General features: G+C 72.4%; 6 protein-coding genes. 2 read left to right on the top strand and 4 right to left on the bottom strand.

Going from position 1 to position 7,044, the window contains the following annotated elements:
• Nucleotides 1–285 precede the first annotated feature (285 nt).
• Nucleotides 286–1,227 (bottom strand): RNA polymerase sigma-70 factor, encoded by a 942-nt coding sequence (locus GUY59_RS45185; RefSeq protein ID WP_138208695.1) that lies wholly within the window; start codon nucleotides 1,225–1,227, stop codon nucleotides 286–288.
• Nucleotides 1,228–1,483: 256 nt separating this feature from the next.
• Between GUY59_RS45185 and GUY59_RS45180 the strand changes: the two genes are divergently transcribed.
• Both GUY59_RS45180 and GUY59_RS45175 read left to right on the top strand, forming a co-directional pair.
• Nucleotides 1,484–2,335: an SDR family NAD(P)-dependent oxidoreductase gene (locus GUY59_RS45180; RefSeq protein ID WP_138208694.1), complete on the top strand. Its 852-nt coding sequence runs from the start codon at nucleotides 1,484–1,486 to the stop codon at nucleotides 2,333–2,335.
• A 56-nt stretch (nucleotides 2,336–2,391) separates the two neighbouring features.
• Nucleotides 2,392–3,660, top strand: a complete 1,269-nt coding sequence (locus tag GUY59_RS45175; RefSeq protein ID WP_138208693.1) for an NAD(P)/FAD-dependent oxidoreductase — start codon at nucleotides 2,392–2,394, stop codon at nucleotides 3,658–3,660.
• Nucleotides 3,661–3,665: 5 nt separating this feature from the next.
• Here the strand turns inward: GUY59_RS45175 and GUY59_RS45170 are convergent, their stop codons facing one another.
• The 3 genes from GUY59_RS45170 to GUY59_RS45160 all read right to left on the bottom strand — a co-directional run.
• Nucleotides 3,666–3,854 (bottom strand): dihydrofolate reductase family protein, encoded by a 189-nt coding sequence (locus GUY59_RS45170; protein WP_442939095.1) that lies wholly within the window; start codon nucleotides 3,852–3,854, stop codon nucleotides 3,666–3,668.
• A 62-nt stretch (nucleotides 3,855–3,916) separates the two neighbouring features.
• Nucleotides 3,917–5,056, bottom strand: coding sequence for an SWIM zinc finger family protein (locus GUY59_RS45165; protein WP_330849307.1), 1,140 nt, complete (start codon nucleotides 5,054–5,056; stop codon nucleotides 3,917–3,919).
• Nucleotides 5,053–7,044, bottom strand: a 1,992-nt coding sequence (locus GUY59_RS45160) for a DEAD/DEAH box helicase (protein WP_138208757.1), incomplete at its 5' end; no start/stop codon positions are given. The genes GUY59_RS45160 and GUY59_RS45165, both read right to left, overlap by 4 nt.

Raw genomic sequence — 7,044 nt, 5'->3', positions numbered from 1 at the left:
ACCATGCTCGTGGCTTCTCTATGTGATCTTCTTGCCTCGACAACAAGAAGAATCACCGGGAGTCACGAGCCCTCTCAAGCCCTCTGCGCCCGGCGAGACCTCAAACCCCGATCAAGTTCGAAGAGCCTGGATCTGACGGAGTGTGTGGTGCTTGTGACGGCCTCGGACGCGTGACCGGCCCCTGTCGGCGCGGGCTTCCCGGCCTGACGAACTGTCCCGCGCCTAGGCCGGGCCGCCGTCCGGTCCGTGCCGCTTGGAAAATGCGGGCCGGCTCATTGCCGGTGTTCATCGCAGGGTGAGCGGGGTCTCGGATGCGATGCGGGTCAGCTTGTGGGGGTTGCACACGTAGTAGAGGCCGGTGATGCGAGCGTCCTCGACCCGGACCGCCATGACGCCGTCGATCTCGCCGTCCAGGCGCAGGAGTAGTGCCGGGTTACCGTTGACCATGGTGGGCTCGCCGGCGAGCGCGACCCGGGCCTTGCCGAGTCCGTGGACGATCATGCGGGCCACCTTGCCGGCGCCGGTGATGGGCTGCGGCGCGGCCTGCTTGACGCCGCCGCCGTCGCTCATCAGGACCACGCGCGGGGCGAGCACGTCCAGCAGGCCCTGCAAGTCTCTGGTTTCCACTGCGCGCTGGAACGACTCCAGCACCGCCCGGGTCTGCTCCGGGGAGACCACCTCACGCGGGTGACGGGCCTCGACATGCCGGCGGGCGCGGTGCGCGATCTGACGCACGGCCGCGGAGCTCTTGCCGACGGCGGCCGCGATCTCCTCGTGACTGATGCTGAAGGCCTCGCGCAGTACGAAGACGGCGCGTTCCGTGGGGGAGAGCGTCTCCAGTACGAGCATGAGCGCCATCGAGACGCTCTCGGCGAGCTCGACGTTCTCGGCCACGTCCGGCGCGGTGAGCAGCGGCTCAGGCAACCAGGAACCGACGTAGTCCTCCTTACGCCGCCGGATGGCGCGCAGCCGGTCGAGCGAGCGCCGGGTGGCGATCCGCACCAAGTAGGCGCGCGGGTCGGACACCTGCCCATGATCGACCTTGATCCACCGCAGCCAGGTTTCCTGCAGCGCGTCCTCGGCGTCGGCCGCCGAGCCGAGCATCTCGTAGGCGACGGTGAACAGCAGGTTGCGGTGGGCGAAGAACGCCTCGGTCGCCGGGTCCGCCCGCCCGCCCCCAGCCGCCGGCTCGGTGGTGCCCGTCGTCGCGTGCGTGTGCTCGTTCATGCCTGGCTCCTGCCTGCTCCCGCGGCTCCTGCTCTATGCACAAGGCGCCGGCGCCCGCCGCGGTGTGACAACCGCGCCCGGTGACGCACCTCACAGGACGGCGCTGTCACAAAGTCCGGGGCTGCGGCGCCGCATGGTCAGGAAGCCGCGCGAACGACGTACGCGGCACACCACTGTCGACCGATCACCTGTGGCGCCGCTGCGTGCGGACCCCCACATAGCCGCCACCGCAGAAAACGAGGAACGGAAAACCATCATGAGCAAGGTCTGGTTCGTCACCGGTTCATCTCGCGGCCTGGGCCGCAAGTTCGTCGAGGCCGCCCTGTCGCGCGGCGACAAGGTGGCCGCGACCGCCCGCAACGCCGCAAGCCTGGAGGAGCTGGTCGCCGGCTACGGTCAGGCGCTGCTTCCGCTGGATCTGGACGTGACCAGTGAGGCAGCCGTCTTCGACGGTGTCAAGCGGGCAGCCGAGCACTTCGGCCGTCTGGACGTCATCGTGAACAACGCCGGCTACGCCCAGGTCGGCGCGGTCGAGGAACTGACCGCACAGAACCTGCGCGACCAGCTCGAGACCAACCTGTTCGGCGCGCTGTGGGTGATCCAGGCCGCGCTGCCCTACCTGCGCGAGCAGGGCGCGGGGCACATCATCCAGCTGTCTTCGGCGGCCGGGCTGATGGCGATGCCGCTCAGCGGCGCCTACAGCGCCTCCAAATGGGCCCTGGAAGCGCTGAACGAATCTCTCGCCCAGGAGGTCGCCGGCTTCGGCATCAAGGTGACCATCATCGAGCCCGGCGGCTTCGCCACCCGGGACGGCAAGAACCCCGACCCCCTCGCCAACGGCCACCTGGCCGAGCCCGACCCGATCTACGACGGCCTTCGCCGGCGCATCACCTCGTTCGCGCGCAAGCAGCCCGCCGGCGACCCCGCCGCCGCGGCCCAGGCACTGCTCGCCATCGTCGACTCAGCCGAGCCGCCCCTGCGCGTGCTCTTCGGCCAGGGCTTCTACCCGATGCTCCAGCAGGTCTACGCCGACCGGCTCAAGACCTGGGCCGGCTGGCAGGACCTCTCCGCACAGGCGCACGGCACCCCCGAGCCACAGCCTCGGTGACCCCCAGGGACCGCCGCATCCACTGACCACCAACCAGCACACCGACAGGAGCACCCATGAAACACCGCATCGTCGTCCTCGGCGCCGGCTATGCCGGAGCCTACGCGGCCGGCAACCTGGTCCGCCGGCTGTCACCGAAAGACACCGAGATCACCGTGGTCAACGCCGTGCCGGACTTCGTGCAGCGCATGCGGCTGCCCCAGCTGGCCGCCGGCCAGGACATCGAGGCGCCGAAACTCACCGACGTCTTCGCCGGCACCGGCATACGGCTGCGCCTGGCCCGCGTCACCGCCATCGACCCCGAACACCAGCGCGTCACCCTGGACGACACCGCCGACACCGCCGACACCACCGACACCGCCGACACCGATGGCGGCGGCGGCGAACTGCGCTACGACACCCTCGTCTACGCGCTCGGCAGCCACGTCGCCGACCACGGCGTCCCCGGCGTGAGCGAACACGCCTTCGACGTCGCCGGCCGGCCCTCGGCACTGCGCCTGCGCGAACGCCTGGACACCCTGGACAGGCGGGGCGAAGGCGGGAACGTGCTGATCGTCGGCGATGGGCTGACCGGCATCGAAACGGCCACCGAGATCGCCGAATCCCGGCCCGGCCTGTCGGTGATGCTCATCGCCCGCGGCGAACTGGGCGCCCGGCTCAGCACCGAGGCCCGCGCCCACCTGCGCCAGGCCTGCGACCGGCTGGACATCACCGTCCGGGAGCACACCAGCGTCGAAGCCGTGGAAGGCAGGCGGGTGCGGTGCGCCGACGGCACCACCCTGGCCTCTGATGCGACCGTGTGGACGGCCGGCTTCGCGGTCAAGGCCATCGCCGCCGCCGCCGGGCTGGAGGCCACCCACACCGGCCGGACCGTCGTCGACCGCACCATGCGCTCCGTCTCGCACCCGAACGTGTACGCCATCGGCGACAGCGCCTATGCCATCGGCGACAACGGCCGGCCGATGCCGATGTCCTGCGCGTCGGCCGGCTACACCAGCCGGCAGGCCATCGAGGCGATCGTGGGACGCCTGACCGGCCGCACGGTCGCCCACACCAAGCTGGTCTACAACTACAACCACATCAGCCTCGGACGGCGCGACGGGATCCTGCAACTGGTCGACCACGAAGGCCGGGCGAAACCGACGTACCAGGGCGGCCGCAAAGGCGCGCACCTCAAGGCCGGCATCCTCACGATGTCACTATGGGCCACCTCACACCCCACCTACGGCATCCCCAAACGCAGGCACCGCCTGACGCCGGACGCGATCGCCGTGGCCGGCCGGAACCGGCCGGCCACACCGGCCCACCGGCATCATGCACGATGACCTCCCTACGCTCCGGTCCCGTAGGTCCCGAAGGCAGGGGCGATCAGGAGCCGCAGCGTGTCGACCAGCCCGGCGGCCGGCAGCGACTGCGTCAGCCGGGCGCTGCCGTGGATCTGCAGCTCCCGGCCTGGCCGCCGCTTCAGCAAGGTGACCTGGGCGGGCACGTCGCCGGACAGGATCGTGGTCGGTTCCATCCGGCCTCGGTCAACGTGTGGGAGGCCCCGTGCTTCGGCTGCCCGTCGCGGCGGCCGCGAACTCATCGGTCCGGCTGCCACCGTTCGTGGACGGCGGCCGACGGGTCACGTTCGGGCGGGCCTGCGGGCCACCAGCCGCCGTCGCGTTCGGTGAAGGGGTACCACCGGCCGTCGCGGCCGTAGCGCAGCTGCAGCCTGCCGAGCGTCCAGCGGTTGCGCCAGGACTCGACGGGTGGCGGAGCCCCGCCCTCCCAGCCCGCCTCCAGACGGGCCCGCGCCCTGGCCAGGTCCTGGCGGGGCGGCGTCCAGGGGGTTTCGAGCACGTCCAGGCCGTCGGCGCCGCCGTACCTCCAGGCCTGTACGGCGGCGTCGAGCCCGAGGCCGAGGCCGTGCTCGGCGGCCAGCCGCACGCGGTCCTGGTATTCGGTGTGGCGGGGCAGCCGCCCGCTCAGCAGCAGCTCGCGCGCCCGGGAGGCGGCCGAGGCGGCCAGCACGCTGAGCGCGGCGACGTCGATGCCGGAGTCTCCGCCGGGGCCGGGCTCCAGCGCGGGCGGGGTGAAGGCCACGTCGTACGGGGGCGGGCCGGGCAGCGGCGGTGTGCCCAGCGCGAACGCCTCGGCGACCGGCACGCCCGCGGGCTGGGCCTCGGGGATGTCGCGCTGCTGGAGCGCCTCGATCAGCTCGTTCTGGCCGCGCCCGCGCATGAGCAGCAGCACGAACGGGTCGGCGTCCAGCAGCCACGAGGCCTGGTAGCACAGGGCGGCGGCGTGCTCGCACGGGTGGCCCCAGTCGGGGCAGGAACAGTGAGGCTCCAGGTCGCCGACGGCTGGCAGCAGCGGCACGGCGGCGTCCTGGGCGGCCTCGACGAGGTCGTGCGGCATGTCGCGGTCGAGGAGCGCGGCGATGTGGCGGGCCTTGGCGGCCACCTGGTCGAGGAACCGTTCCCATGCGGCGTCGGTGAGCTGCTCGACGCGTACGACGGTGTCGTAGTCGTTCTCCGCGACGGCGGCGATGCGGCCGGGGCTGACGGTGATGGGGCCGAGCTGCCCGCTCTTGGCGTACGCGCGACCCCTGCGCAGCAGGACCTGGTCGAGGGAGGTGTCCTCCATGGCCTTGACCCAGGCGCGCCCCCACCAGGAGGTGGCGAAGCGGGCGCCGGCGCGCTGGGGGCCGAAGGCGGGGAACCCGCGGGCGGCGGTCACCGCAGCTCCACGAGGGCGGCGAGGTCGGCGTCGGTCAGCTCGGTGAAGGCGGCCTCGCCGGAGGCGAGCACGGCCTCGGCGAGCGAACGTTTGGCGGCGAGCATGCCGGCGATGCGGTCCTCGATCGTGCCCTCGGTGATCAGGCGGTGCACCTGGACGGGTCGGGTCTGGCCGATGCGGTAGGCGCGGTCGGTGGCCTGGTCCTCGACGGCGGGGTTCCACCAGCGGTCGTAGTGGATGACGTGGTCGGCGCGGGTGAGGTTGAGCCCGGTGCCGGCCGCCTTGAGCGAGAGCAGGAACACCGGCGCCCGGCCGTCCTGGAAGCGGCGGACCATCTCCTCGCGGCGGGCGACGGGGGTGCCGCCGTGCAGCAGCTGCGTGCTCACGCCGCGCGCGGTCAGGTGGCGTTCCAGCAGGCGGGCCATGGCGACGTACTGGGTGAAGACGAGCGCGGCGCCGTCCTCGGCCGTGATGGTGTCGATGAGCTCGTCCAGCAGTTCCAGCTTGCCGGAGCGGCCGGGCAGGCGGGGGTCGTTCTCGTGCAGGTAGTGGGCGGGGTGGTTGCAGATCTGCTTGAGCCCGGTGAGCAGCTTGACGATGAGGCCGCGCCTGGCCATGCCGTGGGCGTCCCTGATCTGGGTCATGATCTCGCGTACGGCGGCTTCGTACAGGCCGGCCTGCTCTGAGGTGAGCGGGACAGGCCGGTCGGTCTCGGTCTTGGGCGGCAGCTCGGGCGCGATGCCGGGGTCGCTCTTGCGGCGGCGCAGCAGGAACGGGCCGACCAGCCGCGCCAGGCGGTCGGCCGCCTCACGGTCGCCGGACTCGACAAGTTTGGCCCATCGCGCCCTGAATCTGCTCAACGGGCCGAGCAGCCCTGGGGTGGTCCAGTCGAGGATGGCCCACAACTCCGACAGGTTGTTCTCCACGGGTGTGCCGGTCAGCGCGACGCGGGCGCCGGCGGGGATCTCGCGCAGGGCCTGGGCGGTGCCGGACGCTGGATTCTTGACGTGCTGGGCCTCGTCGGCCACCAGCAGCCCCCACGGGTGGGCGGCCAGGCGGGCCGCGTCCAGGCGCATGGTGGCGTACGTGGTCAGCACGAACCCCTCGTCGGCCGGCGTGCGGGCGGCGCCGTGGTAGCGGCGCACGGGCACGCCGGGAGCGAACCTGGTGATCTCGCGCTCCCAGTTGCCCAGCAGGGAGGCCGGGCAGACCACGAGGGTCGGGCCGGTGCCGGTTCTGTGCAGGTGCAGGGCGATCAGAGTGATCGTCTTGCCCAGGCCCATGTCGTCGGCCAGGCACCCGCCGAGGCCGAGCGAGGTCATCCTGGCCAGCCAGCGCAGCCCGGCCAGCTGGTAGTCGCGCAAGGTGGCGGCCAGCCCGGACGGCGGGCCGGCGTCGGCGGGTTCGGTGAGGCGTTCGCGCAGCTCGCGCAGCCAAGCGGTGGGCTCGGCCTCGATCTGCTCGCCGTCGACCTCGGCCGTCCCGGTCAGCGCGGCGCTGAGCGCTTCGAGCCCGGTCAGGGCTTTGAGGTCGGGCCGGCGGGCCTTGCGGGCCAGGTCGGGGTCGATGAGCACCCACTGGTCGCGCAGCCGTACGACGGGGCGGTGGGCCTCGGCGAGCCGGTCCATCTCGGCCGCGGTCAGGGGCTCACCGCCGAGGGCGAGCTGCCAGTCGAAGCTGGTCAGCTGCCGGCCGCCAAGGAACGAGGGCAGGTCGGAGGGCGCGCCGTCGCGCTCGCCGATGACGGCGCGGGCGCTCAGGCCGCGTACGAGGGACTTGGGCCAGTGCACCTCGACGCCGGCGGCGGCCAGGCGGTCGGCGGCTCCGGCGAGCAGGTCGTCGACGTCGCCGTCGGAGAGGGTGAGCTGGTCGGGGACGGCGTTGCCGAGCAGGTGTTCCAGGCAGGGCCAGACGCGGGCGGCGCGGCGTACGGCCAGGGTGGTCTCGATCCTGGCGCGGGGACCGAGACCCTGCCCGCCGCCCTGCCC

Origin of the sequence: Nonomuraea sp. K271 (genome assembly GCF_009908215.1) — a bacterium.
Classification (GTDB): Bacteria; Actinomycetota; Actinomycetes; order Streptosporangiales; family Streptosporangiaceae; genus Nonomuraea; species Nonomuraea longispora.
This window is presented reverse-complemented; position numbering and strand designations above follow the sequence as displayed.